The 18,972-nt window shown below is 55.2% G+C and carries 14 protein-coding genes; 8 read left to right on the top strand and 6 right to left on the bottom strand.

All coding sequences use genetic code 11. From position 1 onward, the window contains the following. Positions 1 to 132: 132 nt before the first annotated feature. The 3 genes from NSQ73_RS28370 (at position 133) to NSQ73_RS28360 (ending at position 4,261) form a co-directional block, all read left to right on the top strand. Positions 133 to 1,236, top strand: coding sequence for an ABC transporter substrate-binding protein (locus NSQ73_RS28370; RefSeq protein WP_171720755.1), 1,104 nt, complete (start codon positions 133 to 135; stop codon positions 1,234 to 1,236). A gap of 147 nt (positions 1,237 to 1,383) precedes the next feature. Then, the gene (locus tag NSQ73_RS28365) at positions 1,384 to 2,847 is read left to right on the top strand and encodes a CoA-acylating methylmalonate-semialdehyde dehydrogenase (protein ID WP_340989517.1); all 1,464 of its coding nucleotides are present in this window, start codon (positions 1,384 to 1,386) and stop codon (positions 2,845 to 2,847) included. 46 nt (positions 2,848 to 2,893) lie between these two features. Continuing rightward, on the top strand, positions 2,894 to 4,261 hold the full coding sequence (locus NSQ73_RS28360) for an aspartate aminotransferase family protein (protein ID WP_340989515.1): 1,368 nt from the start codon (positions 2,894 to 2,896) through the stop codon (positions 4,259 to 4,261). On the opposite strand, the gene NSQ73_RS28355 is transcribed toward NSQ73_RS28360, so the two are convergent. Continuing rightward, positions 4,227 to 5,915: a PucR family transcriptional regulator gene (locus tag NSQ73_RS28355; RefSeq protein WP_340989513.1), complete on the bottom strand. Its 1,689-nt coding sequence runs from the start codon at positions 5,913 to 5,915 to the stop codon at positions 4,227 to 4,229. The genes NSQ73_RS28360 and NSQ73_RS28355 overlap by 35 nt on opposite strands. Before the next feature lie 334 nt (positions 5,916 to 6,249). Here NSQ73_RS28355 and NSQ73_RS28350 point away from each other — a divergent pair, with 334 nt between their 5' ends. From NSQ73_RS28350 to NSQ73_RS28335, 4 genes are read left to right on the top strand one after another with little or no spacing between them, the layout of a single operon-like run. After that, positions 6,250 to 7,638: an NAD(P)-dependent oxidoreductase gene (locus tag NSQ73_RS28350; protein WP_340989512.1), complete on the top strand. Its 1,389-nt coding sequence runs from the start codon at positions 6,250 to 6,252 to the stop codon at positions 7,636 to 7,638. 27 nt (positions 7,639 to 7,665) lie between these two features. Continuing rightward, positions 7,666 to 8,955 carry an NAD-dependent dihydropyrimidine dehydrogenase subunit PreA gene (preA, locus tag NSQ73_RS28345; RefSeq protein WP_340989510.1) on the top strand — a complete coding sequence of 430 codons (1,290 nt, stop codon included), beginning with the start codon at positions 7,666 to 7,668 and terminating at the stop codon, positions 8,953 to 8,955. Position 8,956: 1 nt separating this feature from the next. Next, complete coding sequence (gene hydA / locus NSQ73_RS28340) at positions 8,957 to 10,384, top strand: dihydropyrimidinase (RefSeq protein WP_340989509.1); 1,428 nt, start codon at positions 8,957 to 8,959, stop codon at positions 10,382 to 10,384. A gap of 1 nt (position 10,385) precedes the next feature. Next, complete coding sequence (locus NSQ73_RS28335; RefSeq protein WP_042140327.1) at positions 10,386 to 10,625, top strand: hypothetical protein; 240 nt, start codon at positions 10,386 to 10,388, stop codon at positions 10,623 to 10,625. Positions 10,626 to 10,766: 141 nt separating this feature from the next. Here NSQ73_RS28335 and NSQ73_RS28330 read toward each other — a convergent pair whose 3' ends face one another. From NSQ73_RS28330 to NSQ73_RS28315, 4 genes are all read right to left on the bottom strand, one after another. Continuing rightward, the gene (locus tag NSQ73_RS28330; RefSeq protein WP_340989507.1) at positions 10,767 to 11,264 is read right to left on the bottom strand and encodes a GNAT family N-acetyltransferase; all 498 of its coding nucleotides are present in this window, start codon (positions 11,262 to 11,264) and stop codon (positions 10,767 to 10,769) included. A 109-nt stretch (positions 11,265 to 11,373) separates the two neighbouring features. Then, a complete protein-coding gene (locus tag NSQ73_RS28325; protein WP_340989505.1) occupies positions 11,374 to 12,048 on the bottom strand; it encodes a hypothetical protein in 675 nt (224 codons plus the stop codon). Between the two features lie 231 nt (positions 12,049 to 12,279). Then, on the bottom strand, positions 12,280 to 13,374 hold the full coding sequence (locus NSQ73_RS28320; protein ID WP_340948717.1) for a response regulator: 1,095 nt from the start codon (positions 13,372 to 13,374) through the stop codon (positions 12,280 to 12,282). A gap of 11 nt (positions 13,375 to 13,385) precedes the next feature. Further along, positions 13,386 to 16,511 (bottom strand): ATP-binding protein, encoded by a 3,126-nt coding sequence (locus NSQ73_RS28315; RefSeq protein ID WP_340989504.1) that lies wholly within the window; start codon positions 16,509 to 16,511, stop codon positions 13,386 to 13,388. 220 nt (positions 16,512 to 16,731) lie between these two features. On the opposite strand from NSQ73_RS28315, the gene NSQ73_RS28310 reads away from it, so the two are divergent. Continuing rightward, on the top strand, positions 16,732 to 17,367 hold the full coding sequence (locus NSQ73_RS28310; protein ID WP_042140322.1) for a TVP38/TMEM64 family protein: 636 nt from the start codon (positions 16,732 to 16,734) through the stop codon (positions 17,365 to 17,367). Here NSQ73_RS28310 and NSQ73_RS28305 read toward each other — a convergent pair. Beyond that, positions 17,353 to 18,864, bottom strand: a complete 1,512-nt coding sequence (locus tag NSQ73_RS28305; RefSeq protein WP_336102017.1) for an aminotransferase class V-fold PLP-dependent enzyme — start codon at positions 18,862 to 18,864, stop codon at positions 17,353 to 17,355. The two genes, NSQ73_RS28310 and NSQ73_RS28305, sit on opposite strands and share 15 nt — an antisense overlap. Between the last annotated feature and the right edge of the window lie 108 nt (positions 18,865 to 18,972).

Genomic DNA, 18,972 nt, shown 5'->3' with positions numbered 1-18,972 from the left:
ACATCCGGCTTCTGCGCTGACGGGATATAGAGAAGCTGTCAACGCATGACCGTATGCATAGAGCACCACGATGGCAACCATGCTGTGTTTGGCCGGATTACAAAACTCAATTTGGTAGGGGGAGTTGCTGAGATGAACGGTAAAAAAAGCAAATTTCGTGGCGGGTTAATGATGGCGGCGGTTATTATGATGATTTCACTGCTGGCAGGCTGCGGCGGCAACAACAATAATGCTCCTGCGGCAGAGGCGACAGCGGGCAATACGGCTGCGGCTTCACCGGAAGCGGCGGCAACTACAGAACCGGCGGCTGATCCGGTTACCGTGAAGCTGCAGCTCAAGTGGGTACCGCAGGCGCAGTTCGCTGGCTACTTCTTAGCCCAGGACAAAGGCTACTATGCCGAAGAAGGGCTGAATGTTGAGATTCTGCCCGGCGGTCCGGATATCGTGCCGGAGCAGCAGGTGGCCGGCGGTTCGGCGGATATCGGCGTAGATTGGGTAGCGAGTCTGCTGACCAGCCAGGAGCAGGAAATGCCGCTGGTGCAGATCGCCCAGATCTTCCAGAAGAGCGGTCTGGTGCTGGTATCCAAGAAGGATGCGGGTATCGCTACACCGGCTGACCTGAAGGGTAAGAAGGTCGGCAACTGGATGGGCGGTAACGAGTTCGAAATTCTGGCCCTCTTTGATAAATACAAACTGGATTCTAACAAGGATCTGAACTTCACCAAGCAGGGCTTCACCATGGACCAGTTCCTCGGCGGTGAGATTGATGCAGCTTCAGCTATGACCTACAACGAATATCAGGTGGTGCTGGAATCAGGGATCAAGGCAGAGGATTTGAATGTAATCGACATGAATGACGAGGGTGTGGCGATGCTCGAAGACAACCTGTTCGCCAACAAGGAGTGGCTGGATGCCAATAAGGAAACGGCAGCCAAATTCGTCCGTGCTTCCCTCAAGGGCTGGGCAGATGCGATTGCCGATCCTGAAGCGGCTGTTGACAGTGTAATGAAGCTTGCGGAAGAAGGCAGCACGTCCCGCGAGCATCAGCTGACGATGATGACTGAAGTTGCCAAGCTGATTCAGCCGGAGGGCTTCGATGCTTCCAAGATGGGTTATACGGATGCGGCGGCATTCCAGCAGACAGCTGATATTGCGCTCAAGTTCGGTGTCATCAAGACGGCATCTGATGTGAATGCAGCCTATACGAACGAAATTGTCGAGATGGCGGCAAAATAACCAAATTCCTTCCTATATATAGTGAGTTTAAGAATCAGCAGGGCATCATTCTTAAGTTCAGCTTATATAGCTATAATAGATGGCCGCCCGGGCACGGCGGTCATCTATTATAATAAACAGCCCAGAATATGGAAAGAGGTGCAGACTATGTCTCTGCTCGTGGGGCAGGCCGGTAAAGTGAAGAACTATGTGAATGGGGCTTGGGTGGAATCCTCATCCGGGCAGGAAGAGGAGGTATTCAATCCGGCAACGGGCGAAGTGATTGCTTATGTGCCGATCTCCAGCCGTGCTGAGCTGAACGTTGCCGTACAGGCAGCTTCAGAGGCCTATGCATCGTGGAAAAGAGTAGCCGTACCGCGCCGGGCGCGCTATTTCTTCCAGTACCAGCAGCTGCTGGTACAGCACTGGAATGAGCTGGCGGAGCTGATCACGCTGGAGAACGGCAAAAGCCTGGAGGAAGCACTGGGCGAGGTGCAGCGCGGCATCGAATGCGTGGAATTTGCCGCAGGCATTCCCACACTGATGATGGGCAGCCAGCTGCCGGATATCGCCACGGGCGTGGAATCCGGGATGTACCGCTACCCGCTGGGGGTAATCGGCGGCATCGCCCCCTTCAACTTCCCGATGATGGTGCCCTGCTGGATGTTTCCGCTGGCGATTGCCTGCGGCAATACTTTTGTGCTGAAGCCCTCCGAGCGTACACCGCTGCTGGTGAACCGGCTGGCGGAGCTGTTCGCAGAGGCGGGCTTCCCTCCGGGTGTGCTGAATGTCGTGCATGGAGCACATGAGGTGGTGAATGGTCTGCTGGAGCATGAAGAGGTGAAGGCAATTTCCTTCGTCGGCTCACAGCCGGTGGCGGAATATGTATATAAGCAGGGTACGGCGCACGGCAAGCGGGTACAGGCGCTGGCCGGAGCCAAGAATCATTCGATTGTGCTGCCCGATGCGGATCTGGACAATGCGGTGAAGAATATCATTTCCGCAGCCTTCGGCTCGGCTGGTGAGCGCTGTATGGCCTGCTCGGTGGTCGCGGTGCATGAGACAATCGCGGACGAACTGGTGAACCGTCTGAAGGAGGCGGCCGACGGGCTGAAGATCGGGGACGGCAAGGAAGACGGCGTGTTCCTGGGGCCGGTCATCCGGCAGTCGAACAAGGACCGGACGATTGCCTACATCGAGACAGGGCTTGCCGAGCAGGCGGAATTAGTGCGGGACGGCCGGAAGGACGCTGCAGCAGCAGGCGGCGGCTATTTCATCGGGCCGACGATCTTTGACCATGTGCAGACGGGCATGGCGATCTGGCGTGATGAAATCTTTGCGCCCCTGCTGTCTGTAGTGCGTGTTAAGGACCTGGCGGAGGCGATAGCCGTCACGAATGAGTCGCCTTTTGCCAATGGAGCCTGTATCTATACGGACAGCGCCAAGGCGATCCGCGAGTTCCGCGAAGAGATCGATGCAGGGATGCTGGGGGTTAATCTGGGCGTACCGGCCCCGATGGCATTCTTCCCGTTCTCGGGCTACAAGAAGTCGTTCTATGGCGATCTGCATGCCAATGGCCGTGACGGCGTTGAATTCTACACCCGCAAGAAAATGGTCACCGCGCGTTATTAGTTGATTCATTCAAATATCAAATGGGATTCCGAAAGGAGAGAGTGCCGTGCAGAGCCTGGGCAAAGAAAGCGAGCAGTTGCTCAAGAAGGATCAGCAGTATTTATGGCATAATATTACACCATACAGCGAGCAGAACCCGCCGATGATAGCCGCATCCGCAAGCGGTTCATGGGTTACCGATATCGATGGCAACAAATTTCTGGACGGAATGTCCGGGCTATGGTGTGTGAATGTCGGGTACGGGCGTAAGGAGCTGGCGGAAGCGGCCTACAATCAGCTGCTGACCCTGCCGTATTTCCCGCTGACACAGAGTCATATGCCGGCGATCGCCCTGGCGGAGAAGCTGAACGAATGGCTGGAGGACGATTATGTCATCTTCTTCTCCAACAGCGGCTCGGAAGCCAATGAAGCTGCCTTCAAAATCGCCCGCCAGTACCAGCAGCAGACCGGCCAGCATTACCGCCATAAATTCATTGCCCGCTACCGCGGATATCACGGAAGCTCGATGGGCTCCCTGTCGGCGACCGGCCAGGCGCAGCGCAAATACAAATATGAACCGCTGGGCGGCGGATTCCTGCATGTGGCTCCGCCTGACAGCTACCGCCGTCCTGAAGGCATGACGGAAGAAGCGCATAACCTCCAGTGTGCGCAGGCTATTGAGGACATGATCATCTGGGAGGGCGTGGAGTCGGTCGCGGCGGTGATTATGGAGCCGGTCATTACCGGCGGCGGCGTCATTGTGCCGCATCAGGTCTACCTGGACCGGGTGCAGGAGATTTGCAACACCCACGGCGTGCTGCTGATCATCGATGAGGTGATCTGCGGCTTCGGACGGTCCGGCCGTAAGTTCGGCCACCACAATTACGGAATCAAGCCGGATATTGTCACGATGGCCAAGGGGCTGACAAGCGCCTACCTGCCTTTGTCGGCCACGGCGGTACGCAAGGAGATCTATGAGGCCTTCAAGGATAACAGCGACGACTATGGGCATTTCCGCCATGTGAATACCTTCGGCGGCAATCCGGCTGCCTGTGCGCTTGCGCTGCGCAACCTGGAGATTCTGGAGCAGGAGAATCTGGTGGAGCGCGCCGCCATTCTGGGCTCAAGGCTGGCCGATGAATTCGCTAGTCTCCAGGATCACAAGCTGGTAGGTGACATCCGCAGCTTCGGGCTGGTGATAGGCATCGAGCTGGTTGCGGATAAAGCCACCAAACAGCCTGCTGACCTCAGCATCGTCAAGGGTATTATCGCGGAATGTAAATCCAAGGGGCTGATCATCGGCAAGAACGGGGATACGGTAGCGGGCTTCAATAATGTCCTCACGTTCGCTCCTCCTTTATCCTCCACCGATGAGGATATTCAGTTCATTATCGACACCTTCAAAGCTGTGCTGAACGGGAGCTGGGCAGACTGAACTTCTCCGGGTACAGGAACTGGTAAGCCCGCAGGGCCACCTGAATGGAGATCCGGTTCTCCGGAAGCATGAAGTCCTCGCCGAGCAGCTCGGTGATTTTGTCCAGCCGGTAGTAGAGGGATTGCCGTACAATGAACAGATTCCGCGCGGCAATCTGCTTCGAGCCGTCATGGTCGAGGTAGACGCGCAGTGTGAGCATCAGCTCGCTGCCCTTGGCCTCATCGTGGTCGATCAGCGGGCCGAGATAGCTGCGGATGAAATTCTCCAGCGTCTTGCCGTCGTTCAGGCTCAGCAGCAGCTGGAAGACGCCAAGCTCTTCATAGAACAGAATGGACTTCTGGTAACAAGAATAGAGAGACAGCGCTTGTACGGCTTCCTGGTATCCGGCATGGGCATGTTTCAGACCTCTGTGGGACTTGCTGACTCCGGTAACGAGCTGCAGGTCCTTCAGCTTCTCATCCGAGCGGATATGCTGCAGGGAATCGAGCGCCTGCTGCAGCCGCAGCTTGCCGGGCAGCTTGGACTGGATATCCAGCGCAATGACGGTCAGCCGGTTATTCTTCAGCGTAATCAGCGGGCGGAGGGAGTACTTCTCGAAGATCGAGCGCAGAATGAGCGAGAGATGGAAGGTGATCGATTCCCAGTCATTCTCCGAGCTGTTCCATTTGACGTCGCGGGGGTTCTCAATCTCGATCAGGCATACGCGGTACGGCAGCTCGTTAACCACGTTGAAGTCAGGTCCGACCAGCCCTTTGATCCGGTTATCATCCTGGCCCCGGCCGCTAACGAGCTCATCCACCCACAGATTCTCGGAGAAAAGCTTGCGTTCCTCCATATACCGCGTGCGCAGCAGCTCCTGGGCGATCGACAGGGAGGCGGAATCCAGCAGCAGGCAGTCGAATTCCTGCGGCTTGTGATTACAGACCATCAGGATATAGGCCCAGGTCTGGTCCAAGGCTCCGACTGGCTTCAGGGCAATGGTCTTATGGCCGTACTCACGGATATGCGGTGCGGCATCCGGTTGGACGCCCTCCATTTCTTCACTGAAGGCCTCGAAGAAACTCAGCAGCGGCTGCTGCTCCTCGGGCGGCAGGGCCGGGAAGAAGAGGGGTTTACCTTGAAGCTGCATATAGACAATCTGTGTGCGGGTGCTTTTGCATAGTAACTGCAATACCTTAAGGGTCCCCTGGGAGGTCAGCGTCAGACGGTGGAATTCGCGGGAGATGCTCTCCAGCTCCTGCAGCATGCGGTGATGGCGGTTGATGATGAGAGAATGCAGATCGAGTGTGATATCGACAAAACGCACAGTGCGGGTAAACTGTATCAGCGGGAAGTCGTGGTGGTTAGCCAGATCAATCATTTCCTGCGGAATCGAGCTGAAATACGCTCCAAGCTCAATGCACAAACAGGCGGCGTTCTTATCGATCAAATTCTGCATAAAAGATAAAGAAGCGGCTAAATCAGTGCTTGCACTCATCCCGGTGGTCAGAATCATCTCTTCTCCGTGAATCAGGCTGTCGAAGCTTGAGCTCTCCAGCACATGCACCCAGCGGACCGCCCGGTTCAGGCCGTTTCTTCCTCCAATCAGCTCGGCTTCCGCAAACAGCGGTCTCTTCAGCGCATCGCGGATCGTAAATACAAGTTCCCAATCCATAAGCTTCCCCCTCGTTGAACGTATGCCTTGCAGCCCGCCTGCGCGGCTTCTCCATTCTCAGCACATTCTCACAGGTAAAAAATAGACTTTTGAAATTAGACAATGTGTCTAATGTAACGAAAAATCGAATTGACTATAGTTTGAATATAGAATGTCAGGAAATATGACTCAATATTGAATATGAATCAGTGTTGATGTTGGCTTAGAGTTCATTTTACTACAATAATCCTGATAAGTAAGTAAAATATTAAGGCAATCATCGTAATAATGTTATATTATATAACACAAACCTGATTCGAAAGCGGAAGCTATCATACAGAAGGAGGGATAACCGATGGAGCAGGCTTCACCGTTAACGTTCACACCTGATATGTTCATGCGCAATTTTGCCGAGGCTGAGCCGGGACTTACCCGCAAAGGTGCAATCGAGGAATCCAACCGCTGTCTGTATTGTTATGATGCCCCTTGTATCAAGGCCTGTCCGACCAGCATTAATATCCCTTCCTTCATCAAAAGAATCGCCACTGATAACCTCAAGGGTTCGGCGCAGACGATTATGGATTCCAACCCGGTAGGTGCCAGCTGCGCCCGCGTATGCCCTACCGAAGAGCTGTGCGAAGGCGCCTGTGTCCTGAATGACGCTTCGGCGCCGATTCAGATTGGCCTGCTGCAGCGTTACGCTACTGACTGGGCGATCAGCAGCGGAGTTCAATTATTCAAGGCAGGTGTCCCCAACGGTAAAAAAGCCGCCGTGATCGGCGGCGGACCGGCAGGGCTGTCTGCAGCCAGAGAGCTGGCGCGGGAAGGCTTCCAGGTGGTGATCTATGAAGCGAAGCAGCTGGCAGGAGGCCTCGATACGCATGGGATCGTATCTTTCCGGCTGCCGCAGTCTATCTCCCTGTGGGAAGTAGAGCAGGTAGAGAAGCTGGGTGTAGAGATCCGCACCGGAATGAAGGTCGGAGTGGATATCTCTGTTGAAGAGCTGAAGGCCGGGTATGACGCTATTGTGCTGGCTGCAGGCATGGGCTATGTCCCTCCGCTGGGCATCGAGGGCGAGAAGCTGTCCGGTGTCTATGATGCGATAGAGCTGGTGGAAACCACGAAGACCGGGATTCCTACCCTGGAGCTGATGGGCCGGCGCGTTGCTGTCATTGGCGCAGGCAACACGGCGATCGATGCGGCTACCTGCTCTGTGCGGCTTGGCGCAGCGAACGTGAAGATGGTCTACCGCCGGACCCGTACGGAGATGACGGCCTATGACTTCGAATATGAATTCGCCAAGCAGGAAGGTGTGGAGTTCAGCTGGCTGACCCTGCCGAAGCGGATTGTCGGGGACGAGCTTGGCAATGTAACCGGGCTGGAATGTGTGCAGATGAAGCTGACGGGCGAAACCGGTCCGGACGGCCGCCTTGCTCCGATGCCGGTGGAGGGCTCCGAATTCATCCTGCCCGTGGACGCGGTCGTAGTGGCGATCGGGCAGAAGCGGCGGATAGATCTGATTGAAGCGCTGGGCCTGGAGCATCACCGGGGTGTAGTGAAGATTGACGGGGCAACCGGGCGTACCTCTGATCCGCAGATCTATGCTGCCGGTGATATCGTCTTCGGTTCCGGTGCAGGTGAAGCGATGGTCGTCTCCGCCGCCCAGCAGGGCAAGGATGCCGCCTATGCAATTGTGAAGCAAATGTCGGGCCATCAGGACAGTGTGGTTGGCTCTGCGGTATAGATTTCATAAGACAGGGAGGGAATATCAATGGCAGATCTCAGTATTGATTTTGCAGGAATCAAGTCACCGAATCCGTTCTGGCTGGCCTCTGCGCCGCCTACCAATACAGGTTATCAGGTGCAGCGTGCATTCGAAGCAGGCTGGGGCGGCGCGGTGTGGAAAACGCTGGGCGAGCCGGTCATTAACACCTCCTCGCGGTTTGCCGCCGTTCATTTTAACGGGCAGCGTGTAGCGGGCTTCAACAATATCGAGCTTATTACCGACCGTCCGCTGGAGGTTAACCTCAAGGAAATCTATGAGACGAAGAAGAGATTCCCGAATAATACGATTATCGCTTCGCTGATGGTCGAGCCCAAGCAGGAGAAGTGGCATGAAATCGTCAAGCGCGTCGAAGCGGTCGGTGTAGACGGCCTTGAGCTCAACTTCGGCTGTCCGCACGGGATGGCCGAGCGCGGAATGGGCGCAGCCTCCGGCCAGCAGCCCGATCTGGTACAGGCGCAGACCACCTGGGTCAAGGAAGTGGCGACAACACCGGTCATTGTGAAGCTGACGCCGAATATCACCGACATTACGGTCGTAGCCCGGCATGCCGTCAAAGGCGGCGCGGATGCGATCAGCCTGATCAATACGATCAACAGCCTGGCTGGAGTGGATATTCACAGCTGGAACACGATCCCGAATGTCGGCGGACAGGGTGCGCACGGCGGCTACTGCGGTCCGGCAGTGAAGCCGATTGCCCTCAGCATGGTGGCGGAATGTGCCCGTGACCGTGCGGTTGGTGTTCCGATTTCAGGAATCGGCGGCATCTCCACCTGGCAGGATGTCGTAGAGTTCATGCTGATGGGCTCCACCGGCATTCAGGTCTGTACGGCGGTTATGCATCATGGCTTCCGGATTGTGGAGGAGATGATCGACGGCCTGAATAATTACCTGGATGAGAAAGGGCTGGCTTCCGTCATGGAACTGATCGGCAAGTCGGTGCCCAAGTATTCCAACTGGGGCGATCTCGACCTCAACTATAAAGTGGTTGCGCGGATTAACGAGGATAACTGCATCAACTGCAATAAATGCCATATTGCCTGTGAGGACGCTTCGCATCAATGTATCGATATGCTAACGAATGCAGAGGGTAAGGCGATTCTGCAGGTGCGTGAGGAAGACTGTGTAGGCTGTAATTTATGTTCTATCGTCTGCCCGGCGGACGGTGCCATTGATATGGTTGCACTGGATAGCGGAGCGGCCCCGATGACCTGGAATCAGCGTAATCAGGTCATTAGCGGATTAAACGGTTCTTATTCGGAAGTGGAGGTGGGTTAAGATGAAGAAGATCATCAAGAACGGCGTTATCGTCACAGCAGCGGATACTTATACAGGGGATGTCCTGATTGAAGATGGGATCATCACCGGAATTGGCCTGAACCTTGAAGCGCCGGGAGCCGAGATTGTCGACGCTTCCGGCTGTTACGTATTTCCGGGGGGGATTGACCCGCATACGCACCTGGATATGCCTTTTGGCGGTACCGTCACTGCTGATGATTTCGAGACCGGCACGATGGCCGCCGCCTATGGCGGAACCACAACGGTTATCGACTTCTGCCTGACCACCAAGGGACAGCCGCTGCAGCAGGCGGTAGACACCTGGCATAACAAGTCGCAGGATAAAGCAGTCATTGACTACAGCTTCCACCTCATGGTGTCGGAGCTGAATGACAAGGTGCTTGGCGAGCTGCCGCAGATTATTGAGAAGGAAGGCATCACTTCGCTGAAGGTGTTCATGGCTTATAAGAACACGTTCCAGGCCGATGACGGTGTGCTGTACAAGACGCTGCAGGCGGCCAAGCATGAAGGCGCACTCGTTATGGTGCATGCCGAGAACGGCGATGTGATCGAGTATCTGGTCGACCAGGCGCTGGCTGCCGGCAACACCGATCCGATCTATCACGCACTGACCCGACCTCCCGAGCTGGAGGGCGAGGCCACCGGCCGGGCTGCATATTTAACCGGGCTGACGGATTCGCAGCTCTATGTAGTGCATGTGACCTGTGCCGAAGCCGCCTGGAAGATCGCAGAAGCCCGCAAGAAAGGGCTGCGCGTCTACGGTGAGACCTGCCCGCAGTATCTGGTGCTGGACCAGTCAGCGCTTGAGAAGCCGGACTTCGAGGGTGCGAAGTATGTCTGGTCTCCTCCGCTGCGCGAGCAGTGGAATCAGGACGTATTATGGGATGCGCTGTGGAGCGGCACGCTGCAGACGATAGGTTCTGATCAGTGCTCTTTTAACTTCAAGGGACAGAAGGATCTGGGGCTGGGTGATTTCTCGAAGATTCCGAACGGCGGGCCAACCATCGAAGACCGGTTCAGCGTACTCTACTCTGAAGGTGTGCAGAAGGGCCGCATTTCACTTAACAAGTTCGTGGATATTATCTCCACCTCCAGTGCCAAGCTGTTTGGCCTGTTCCCGCAAAAAGGCACAATCGCTGTAGGCAGTGACGCAGATATCGTCATCTTCGATCCGGCTGTAGAAAGAACGCTGTCCGCAGAAACCCATCATATGAATGTGGATTATAATGCTTTTGAAGGTATGCAGATTAAGGGGGAGCCGGTGTCTGTGCTTAGCCGCGGAGAATTCGTTATCCGCGACAAGGCGTTCGTCGGTACAGCCGGTGCGGGCAAATATTTGCACCGCAAGCGTTTCGAGGCGGAAGCGCCCCGTCCGGCCCAGGCGGAAATCAGCGGAGGAGTGATCTGAGATGTCGGCATTCGACGAGTTCGACCAAGAGCGGCAGGCGATTGACAGCCTCCTGCTGCAGGGATATACGGTTACCGGCATCTTCGAGGATCTGGACGGCGCGAAGGTCCGATTTATCCGCAGGGAGCCGGCCGGAGAACCGGTAGAGCTGCTGCTGCTTACAGCAGATGCGCGCAAGCATGTGACGACGCTGATCTTTGGCGGCAGCAAGCCGGCGGCGCCGATTGAAACCCATACGTAAATCAAGTATTACGGATGGAGGGCTGCGATCCTGGGATCGCGGCTTTTTGCCAATATTATCGTGGCGGTAGTTCCGGCATTCTAAATATAAAGACAGCCGGATCACTCCTGAACATGGGCTGACCGGCTGTCTTTGCTGTAATTATTCGTGTCTGTATTCATGCCGCAGGATAGACATGACCTGCAGCGATTCGAAGCCTTCCTCAGTCCGTATACACTCGCGTAAGGTGCCTTCCAGTTTAAAGCCGGCCCCCTCATAGACATGCTGTGCTCTGGAGTTATAATCTTTGACGTTCAGCCACAGCCGGTGAGTATCTGTACGGGTGAAGACCCAGTCGCTCAGCAGCTTCAGCGTCATTGTTCCATAGCCGCAGCTCTTGGTCTGAATGACAATCCGCTTGATACAGACCGTGAGGTTACGGTCTTGAATTCCCGTAAGGATCACGTACCCTGCCCGTTCCCCGGCGCGGTCCTGAACAATCAGGTGCATAATATCTTCGTCATCCAAAGCTGCTGTGTGCTGATCCCTGCTCCACTGGCCGATGAACCGGCGGTTTAGCTCAGCGCTTTCGGCGGCCAGGACAAAGTCGAGATCTTCCAGGGTTGTTGCCCGTAAATTTATAAGGTCTGAATGCAGCATAACAATCCACCTGCTTCCTGAGTATGTATACAGCTATAGTACAGGAAGGAGAGACGGCTGCCAATCTGCAGTGTATATGAAGCTGGATCTGGATTTGAGGGGGACTCCGCTACGCCAGACGGTTAGTTGACTCCGGGGATGAGAAGACAGATACGGACGGGGAGCGGGTAATTTCAACAGGGGCGGGAGTGATCTCGGTAACATCGGGCGAGTATAGATAAAAGCTGTTGCCTGCTTCGGAGGTTCGGATTCTGGTGAATTCATTAGCAAGGCTGATGGTCGAGGAGGATGCAAGTGTCTGTTCTCTGACCCGCAGCTTGAAGGTTACCAGCGTCTGGTCTACAGCCGGAATGCAGCTTAGTTTATTGGCCGCTTCGACCTGAATATCGATTCCGCGCATGGTGGTGTTCATTCCGAGATAGATGCTTCCGTCAACCGGGTTCTGGAAATTGAACTGAAAGATATTATTCACTTCATCGCCGGGAGTATAGTTTGCATCCGTATAGACAGACTGCTGCGTGTATTCGGCGTTGTCGAATACCTGACTGTCATATTGCACAATGAAGTTGAAATAGCTGTAGCCATGGTCATTGGGAGCGAAATCCCGCAAAAGGACCTGTACCGTTACTTCATCACCGGGTAAATAGGAGCTTTTATCCGTGGTAACTTCTACGGACATCGCAGGAGCCGTACTATCTACAGTAACCTCACGAATCATCGACATCATAAGCGGCAGCAATCGGGTAGTTTTGACAACTTTTTTGAATCCGGTCCATGTATTCATTCTTCAACCTCCGTAGCTCTAATCATGCATCCTGTGCCTGAATCAACCTGTGTAAGAACAATGGTAACAATTGTCACTGATAAAACGCTGATAAACGTCGAACTATGACATAAAATATCGAATCGATGAGCACAAAATATACATATTTGCGCTAAAAAGCAGCCCGGGCAGGAGGAAGGAAGCCGGAGCTGCTTTTTTAGTGTGCTTTAATCTTTGAACATGCTTCAGCACTTATTTACCCAGGCGCTGATAGACCTCCATGAACCATTCCGGCAGGTCATCACCCGTCTCGGCTTTGTAGGAGTCCCTGAATTGGGTGAATTTTCGCTGCGCTCTCAGAGGTTTGCCGATTTCATAATAAATGGAGATCAATTGCAGGGCATAACTCTCATCCAGCGGCTCCAGCTCGGCCAGGCGTACGGCGTAATCTTCAGCTTCATAATGACGTCCGGACTGTATCAGCTCCAGGGCAAGCTGCTCCAGCAGCTTAAGATAGATCCGGCGGTATTTGTCGCGGGAGGAATACACCCAGAGGCTGTCCAGCGATTGCAGCAGATCCCCTGTGTACTGGGCGGCAGCATCACGCATCTCCTCCGGCTGATTGTTCTGCAGTGCGAGCGTGGCTGCCTCCATGAACCTTTCGGTATCGCCTTCGATTCCCCTGGATTCCAGCCGGTAGTTTTCCCTGTCGAAGGTCAGCTCAATACTGTCCCCCAGCGCAGCCTTCTTTAGGGTTTTGCGGATCTGATAGACAGTGGTGTGCAGATATTGCTTGCCCTTCTCATAGTTCCATTGCGGAAACACATCATTCAGAATTACGCTTACGCTGCCCTGTCTGTGAATCCATAGATAGGCGAATAATTCCTCCGCCTTATGAGTGCTCCATTTCACGGCGCCCTGCGGACCGGTCAGCTCATAGCCGCCAAGAAGCCGGAAGGCCGTTTCCGCACTTCTTGTCCCGGTGGCGCCGGTCAGCATACGCTTCGAGAGTATCTTGTTCCACGTCTTGAGCAGGCGCGGGGGGTCTACGGGCTTCAGCAGATAATCCACCGCCGACAGCTCAAAGGCTTCAACGGCATAATTCCGGTACGCTGTTACGAATACGATATCCGTGTCCGGTGAGAAGGGCAGCAGCTTCTCGGCAAAAGCCAAGCCGGACAGCTCAGGCATCTGGATGTCCAGAAATAGAATGTCGGGCTTATGTTCTACGGCAGCTGTAAAAGCTTCGCGCGGATTATCATACACAAGAACAGAGGAAATGCCGTCGCACTGAAGCAGCAGCTCGCGCATCTGCTCCAGCGCCGGCCATTCGTCATCAATAACCATTACAGATATACTCAGGAGACCTCATCCTTCCATGGAATTGTTATAAGTACCTCGATGCCCCCGTTGCTCCCGCGTGTAATGACAAGCGGATAGCCGAACTGTGTCAGCAGCCGGCGGTTGATATTCCGCAGGCCGATTCCGGTGCCTTCTCCATGTGGAGAACGGTAGCCCTCGTTCATCCAGGAGGAGAGCTGCTCATCGCTCATTCCCTTACCGTTATCGGTGACGGTGATTAGGATGGCATTACCCTCCTGTCTGGTGGAGAGGATTACGGTCCCTCCATCAATCTTCTCCATCAGTCCGTGGCGGACGGCATTCTCCACGATCGGCTGCACAATCAGCGGCGGCAATGAAAATTCACTGACTTCAATATTATATTGGGCATTAAGCCGCTTCCCGAAACGGGCCTGCTCCAGTGACAGATAAGCCTCAATCAGTTCAAGCTCCTTCTCAAACGGAATCGCCGTTTCCTGATTGCTGAAATCGAAGCTGCCGCGCAGAAAATGGCTCAAATCGTACAGCAAATGCCGGGTTTTCTCATTGTCGCGTGTGCTCATCCAGATGATCGTATTAATGGCATTGTAGAGAAAATGCGGTTTGATCTGCGCGCGCAGCATAGCGATCTCCGAACTTAGCCGGTCGGATACCGATCGTCTCAGCTGAACCAGGGTATTGACGCGTCCCTTGAGATCGCTCCAGGCATAAGGCTTATGGATGAAGTCGTTAGCCCCGGCACGGAAGGCCGCTTCATTGAAGTGAAGCTGCTGTCCGGCTGTGGCCATCAGGATCGGCAGATCCAGAGGCGTGTAAGTCTGGCGGATGCTCCTGCACAGCTCAAGGCCCGACATTCCCGGCATCATGACATCGATGATGCAGAGGTCGAAATCACGGTCCTCTGCAAGCAGGGCCAGTGCGTCCTTGCCGCTGCCCATACTGGAGATCGTATAATTCTCCAGCGACAGCAGATTGGTCAGCGCCTTCAGATTGGCATAATCGTCATCCACAATCAGAATGCGTGGAGCATAGGGGCCAGCCTGTCCGGTGGAGTGCGTTACCGGAGTGGTTCTGTACTTCCATTCCTCATCCACAGCTTCCGGAGGCGCCTGCACCGGCGTGAGCAGCAGTTGGCGGTCTTCCGGCTCCTCCGTAACGGCTGCGTCAGCCTGCCTGGCGGGGAGTGTGAAGGTGAAGCTGCTTCCGCGGCCAAGCGTGGAGGACACGGTGATCCTTCCCCCATGCAATTCCACAAGCTTGCGGGTAATGGCCAGCCCCAGCCCCAGTCCGCCAGTCTCCAGCGAATCGGCTTCGTTAACCTGCTCATAATCACGGAAGATGCTCTCCAGCTGTTCCCGGGGAATGCCCCGGCCGGTATCGGTGACCGTTACCGATATGGAATCATCCAGCTGAACGGCCTCAATAATCACGCTGCCGCGATCGGTGAATTTCAGCGCATTGTCCATCAGGTTGTAGAGGATCTGCATCAGCCGCTGCTCATCGGCCTGGACCAGGAACGCACCCGGCGGAATGCGGTTCTTGATGCGGATCTCGCCGTTCTTATTCAGAAACTGGAAGACTTCAATTACAATTTCTGCAACGCCCTGAATATCCACAGCACCCCAGTGCAGGGTGATGCGCTGCCGCTTGATCTGTTCATAATCAAGGATATCCCTGACGAGGAAGGCAAGCCGTCTTCCGGTTCCGAGGATCAGCCGCATATCCTCACGCTGTGAAGGGGTAAGCGGCCCGCCGGCGCCCTCATACATAGACAGTGAGATATTGATGATAGCATTCAGCGGTGTACGCAGTTCGATCGAAGTCTTGAGCAGGAACTCATCCTTGTCCCGGTCCTTGCGTTCGAGCTGAAGGGAGAGCTGCTTGATCGTCTGATAAGCATACGCATGGCGTGCAGACAGGAAGAGGCCCTCGGCAAGGATGAAGATCGGGCCGGATACCGGCGGAATGGCATAAAGTCCCGTGCCCAGGAACAGATTGCCCGCCAGGGAGAAGGTGAACATAATCGCCGCAATCACACCGATCAGCAAATAATAGGAGCCGATCTCACGCCGCCAGGTTGCCTTGGCCATAACATAGAAGGTATAGCAGACCGAAATGAAGCTGAAGACCAGCAGTATACTTGCGATCCGTGAGTAAATAAGGATCGTACTCATCAGTACAATAATGCAGAAGCCGAGCGAATATACGAAGGTGATCCGCCGGAAGAGCCGGGAATAGAGTGCGGGAAACAGGGAATAAGTATAGCTGGATACGAAGTAGAACCCGATTACGCCGGACATGACCTGTAATTTGCTGAAGGCTTCATAGGAAATGGAAGGAAGGTATTGGAACAACAGCTTCTCGCTGTGCGTCAGCATATAAAGAGCGATGGTGAAGCAATACATAGCCAGCTGCAGGGAAGAGTTGTCCTCTTTGCGCTGGAATCCCTGTCCCAGAAAGTAGAAGCTGATAAAAGCAAAACCGGCCACCAGCAAAATATCGTAGGTACTGTTCCGCTGGTCTATGGCCCCTATGGATGAAGGTGTGCCGATCCGGATGGATTCGGCAATGCCGCCGTTCGCATAGGTGAAGTTGGAGGTATGAATAAGGATTTCAGCCTGATTGTCCTTGGCACTGAAAGTAAAGGAATACGGGGTGTTGCGCGGTTCCGTGCTCTGAAGGGATACCCCCGGAAGTCCGCTTTCTCCCAGCAGCTCGCCATTCACGAATACCTGGCTGGCATTACGGATATTGTTCACCTTAAGGGCAAAGGCAGGAACCTCCGGCGGAAGCTGAAGGAGCAGGCGGTAGGTGGCATATCCGTAACGGGAGAACCCGGTAGTCTCAGTGCCCGGACCCCAGGCTCCGGGTACAGCCATATAAGCCGAAGCCTTCGCGGTACCGGAGAGTGTGTCTTGCGGGTCCAGCAGCTGTTGCCAATAGAACTCCCATTCACCGTCCAGCGGGAAGACAGAGGAATCATCAAAGGTACATGCGGACAAATCTATATAACCGTTCTGCCGGCTGGAGCATTTGGAAGAAGAGGTGCCCAGGAGCGGCACCAGTGCGGATGCGGCAAGCAGGCAGATGCACAGCAGGGCGAGCGCTCTTTTGGCCAGCAGACTATAATCAAATGGTTTCATGAAGACCTCACTTCGGGCTGGCTGTTGGTTCGACAAGATAAGAGTATATCCAGGTTAACGCCGACTCTGTTACTAGTTGATTTCATCATATCTCCGGCAGCTTACGCTTGTCTAGTCAGTTGACGTTTTGGCGTCAGGCGGACAGAAGTATTGTATAATTGAAACTCAATGCTATGTATAACGGCAACTATTCCAGAATGTAATGAGGAGAGCTGAGGAAATGTTCTTTTTAGATATAATGTCATGGCTGACCGAGGAGCGGCTGCGGACTCTGCTGGAGCAGTACCGCTCGCTCGGGCCGCTGCCAGGAGTTGGACTTACCTTCATGAAATCATTCGTGCCGCCGCTGCCGACCATTGCGATTGTGGGGCTTAACGGGGCGGTATACGGGTTATGGCTCGGATTCCTGTATTCCTGGATCGGTCTTGTAGCCGGCTGTGTAACTACCTTCCTGATTATCCGTAAAATCGGCAGCCACCGCTACCTGCGCAAATGGGCGGAGCGGCCCAAGGTCGCCAAAAGCATGACCTGGGTCCGCCAGAGCGGGTTCAGCTATGTTTTTCTGCTCAGTCTGTTTCCGGTAGGGCCATTCGTAGTCATTAATATGGCTGCCGGGCTTGCCGCCATGCGTCTTCGTTCCTATCTGATTGCCCTATGCGCCGGCAAAGCCATTATGGTCTTCGCGGTCTCCTACATCGGCAATGATGTGGACCGGTTCATTCGTCATCCGGGAGAGATTGTCTACGTGCTGCTGTTTATCGGAGTGTCGCTCTGGGGGGTTAAGGCGATTGAGTCCAGATTCGCCCGGCTGGCCCGGGAACGGGAATCAAGCAGCAAACCGCTACAGAGAGAATAATTCGCGGATCTCGCCCCCGGGCTCTCCTGTATCCCCGGTGTGAAGCCAGCTGTTGGTGGCAGAATTATAGCGGTAATCGCTGCTCCATTCGCCGATGCGGCTGACGATGGAACGGACGGCGAAGGCCATATGCTCCACCTCCCGGTCCGTCATGACCGGGTGCAGGGACAGGCGGACCCAGCCCGGCTTCAGTGACTGGTCGCCGGCGTGGATCGCCTGGATGAACGCCTGCGAATCCGCAGGGTCCAGCCCGAGCAGCTGATGGCCGTACGGGCCGGCGCAGGAGCAGCCTCCGCGCGCTTGAATGCCGAAGCGGTCATTCAGCAGGCGGACGGCGAGGTTGTAGTGGATCTCCTTCAGCGTGAAGGAGATAATCCCGTGGCGCTCAGTCTGCGCGCCTGCCAGTACGGAGCAGCCAGGGATCTGCGCAAGCTCCGCGAGCAGCTTCCGGCATAGCTCCTGCTCCCGGACCACCATATATTGTCCGGGTCCGTTCATCTGATCCTTCAGTCTGATGCACAGCGCTGTGCGGATAGCCTGCAGGGAACCGGGGGTGCCTCCGTCCTCGCGTACCTCCACGTCAGCAATATAGCGGCGCCCGCCCCAGCGGTTGACCCATACCACGGTGCCTCCGCCGGGTTCATCCGGCACGCTGCCGGTGCTAAGTGCGGCGTCAAAGAGCAGCACTCCGCCGGTTCCGGGGCCGCCGAGGAATTTGTGCGGAGAGAAGAAGATGGCATCCAGCTTCTCCTGCGGAGATACGGGATGCATGTCGATCCGTTCGTAAGGTGCGCTCGCGGCAAAATCGACAAAGCAAACCCCGTCATGCCGGTGCATGACGGCGGCCAGCTGATGGTAGGGTGTCTGGATGCCGGTGACATTGGAGCAGGCGGTGAAGGAGCCGATTTTGAAGCGGCGGTTCCGGTAGCGCAGCAGGAGCTCCTCTAACTGCTTAAGGTCAACCTGCCCGCCCGGCCCGGATGGAACGGTGACCACATCGCCGATGCCCTCCTGCCAGGGCAGCAGATTGGAATGATGCTCCATATGACTCACGAAGATAACCGGGCGTTCCTCCGGCGGACAGACGTAGTTCTGCTGCAGCCATTCCGGCAGCTTAAGGCCCATGATCCGCTGCAGCTTGTTCACCGCTCCGGTAGTGCCGTTGCCGCAGAAGAGCAGCGCATCTCCGGGACCGGCATTCACATGCTGCCGGATGATCTGCCGGGCTTCATTATAAGCCAGGGTCATCGTTAGCCCTGTGGTATTGGAATCAGTATGCGGATTGCTGACATAGGGGCCGAAGCTCTCCTGTATTCTGCGCTCGATCGGCTCGTACAGCCGCCCGCTGGCTGTCCAGTCAGCATACAGCAGCGGCTGGCGGCCGTACGGGGTAGTAATCATATGACGGTTTCCTATGATATGCTCGCGAAAAGCCGCGAAATGCTCCTGCAGTGATGACGGCGCATCTGCTGCACCGGCGTGGCGGATACTCAGCACGGATAATCCCTCCAGACAATGAATCTGTTGTCGCGGATACGGAAGGGGACCGTCCTTGGAGGGATGGCGGTACCGTCCTGATAGAAGGACGGCAAATCCGTTTCCGCT

Source organism: Paenibacillus sp. FSL R10-2736 (assembly GCF_038000245.1).
Taxonomy (GTDB): domain Bacteria; phylum Bacillota; class Bacilli; order Paenibacillales; family Paenibacillaceae; genus Paenibacillus_AQ; species Paenibacillus_AQ phytohabitans.
The sequence above is the reverse complement of the archived record's forward strand: the minus strand, read 5'-3'. Positions and strand labels throughout refer to the sequence as shown.

Excerpts from the sequence above, each read along its gene's own strand:
- NSQ73_RS28370 (WP_171720755.1), top strand. The coding sequence starts at position 133 with ATGAACGGTAAAAAAAGCAAATTTCGTGGCGGGTTAATGATGGCGGCG.
- NSQ73_RS28365 (WP_340989517.1), top strand. The coding sequence starts at position 1,384 with ATGTCTCTGCTCGTGGGGCAGGCCGGTAAAGTGAAGAACTATGTGAAT.
- NSQ73_RS28355 (WP_340989513.1), bottom strand. The coding sequence starts at position 5,915 with ATGGATTGGGAACTTGTATTTACGATCCGCGATGCGCTGAAGAGACCG.
- NSQ73_RS28350 (WP_340989512.1), top strand. The coding sequence starts at position 6,250 with ATGGAGCAGGCTTCACCGTTAACGTTCACACCTGATATGTTCATGCGC.
- preA (WP_340989510.1), top strand. The coding sequence starts at position 7,666 with ATGGCAGATCTCAGTATTGATTTTGCAGGAATCAAGTCACCGAATCCG.
- hydA (WP_340989509.1), top strand. The coding sequence starts at position 8,957 with ATGAAGAAGATCATCAAGAACGGCGTTATCGTCACAGCAGCGGATACT.
- NSQ73_RS28335 (WP_042140327.1), top strand. The coding sequence starts at position 10,386 with ATGTCGGCATTCGACGAGTTCGACCAAGAGCGGCAGGCGATTGACAGC.
- NSQ73_RS28330 (WP_340989507.1), bottom strand. The coding sequence starts at position 11,264 with ATGCTGCATTCAGACCTTATAAATTTACGGGCAACAACCCTGGAAGAT.
- NSQ73_RS28325 (WP_340989505.1), bottom strand. The coding sequence starts at position 12,048 with ATGAATACATGGACCGGATTCAAAAAAGTTGTCAAAACTACCCGATTG.
- NSQ73_RS28320 (WP_340948717.1), bottom strand. The coding sequence starts at position 13,374 with ATGGTTATTGATGACGAATGGCCGGCGCTGGAGCAGATGCGCGAGCTG.
- NSQ73_RS28315 (WP_340989504.1), bottom strand. The coding sequence starts at position 16,511 with ATGAAACCATTTGATTATAGTCTGCTGGCCAAAAGAGCGCTCGCCCTG.
- NSQ73_RS28310 (WP_042140322.1), top strand. The coding sequence starts at position 16,732 with ATGTTCTTTTTAGATATAATGTCATGGCTGACCGAGGAGCGGCTGCGG.